This window comes from Janthinobacterium sp. HH106 (assembly GCF_001758725.1).
Classification (GTDB): domain Bacteria; phylum Pseudomonadota; class Gammaproteobacteria; order Burkholderiales; family Burkholderiaceae_D; genus Janthinobacterium.
Map to the genome: position 1 here is coordinate 1 of NZ_LRIC01000022.1, position 1086 is coordinate 1086.

The 1086-nt window shown below is 63.1% G+C and carries 2 protein-coding genes; both read left to right on the forward strand.

Translation table 11 applies throughout. From position 1 onward, the window contains the following. The first annotated feature begins 119 nt into the window (after nucleotides 1–119). Nucleotides 120–713, forward strand: a complete 594-nt coding sequence (locus JAB8_RS29040; RefSeq protein ID WP_139143011.1) for a hypothetical protein — start codon at nucleotides 120–122, stop codon at nucleotides 711–713. 84 nt (nucleotides 714–797) lie between these two features. After that, nucleotides 798–1086: hypothetical protein (locus JAB8_RS11085; protein WP_139143012.1), on the forward strand; the 289-nt coding region annotated here is incomplete at its 3' end.

Below are 1086 nucleotides of genomic sequence, written 5' to 3' on the forward strand. Positions count from 1 at the left end.
TGCTGCGCGAAGGCGGCGACGAGCTTGCGCCATGACCAAAGCCCCAGGCAACCAGCACCGGCCGGCGCGCCCGCCGTGGCCGCCGCCCCTACCTTCAACGCTTCCTGCAAGGCGCCATCATGAAAACATATCTGCTCCAGGCAATTTGCTTCCTGGCGGCCATCGCCCTCTGCACTGCCTGTGCCGCACCACACTCGCAGCAAGGCCCCGGCATGATCGTGACCTTCAGCAACGGCATCAAAGGCAAAAAAGTCTACGTCATACGTGCGAGAACGGCGAACGGTGTATTTTTTCCGACCCCCGGGTCCCTTGGTCCCGACAAGAATCCGATGACAGGCGGCAAGACCATGGGCGCCGCTCCCGATGGCCGCGCACTGCCGCAATGGGTGGAGTTCGAATGGACCGAATGGCCCTATCCAGCACCGCCTCCACCAACAGAGCCAAGCGCCCTACAGGCATGGAACGACCGTGTGGACTTGCTGACCCGGACTTTGCCGCACAAACGTGCCCGCGTCGCCGTCCAGTCGCGCGTGCCGCAAGACGTCATTGACGAAGTACTGGCGTCGAACAGGCAAAGAGCGCCGCGGGCGCTGCCGGACAAGATGCTGTGGGTGTATTTCATCTGGTACGAGACGGGCATCAAACTCCGCTGGAAGCTGAAAAGCAGCTGCTGTGGCTTGTTGCGCGAAGGCGGCGACGAGCTTGCGCCATGACCAAAGCCCCAGACAACCAGCACCGGCCGGCGCGCCCGCCGTGGCCGCCGGCCCTACCTTCAACGCTTCCTGCAAGGCGCCATCATGCAAAAATATCTGCTTCAGACGATCTGCTTCCTGGCGGCCATCGCCCTCTGTGCAGCCTGCTCTGTAACACGGTCACAGGACGGCCCCGGCATGATCGTGACCTTCAGCAACGGCATCAAAGGCAAGAAGGTCGACGTGCTGCGCGCGCGAACGGCGAACGGCGTATTTTTTCCGACCCCTGGCTCCCTGGGACCCGACAAGAATCCCATGACCGGCGGAGCCACCATGGGCGCCGCGCCCGATGGCCGCGAACTGCCGCAATGGGTGGAGTTCGAATGGCAGGTAT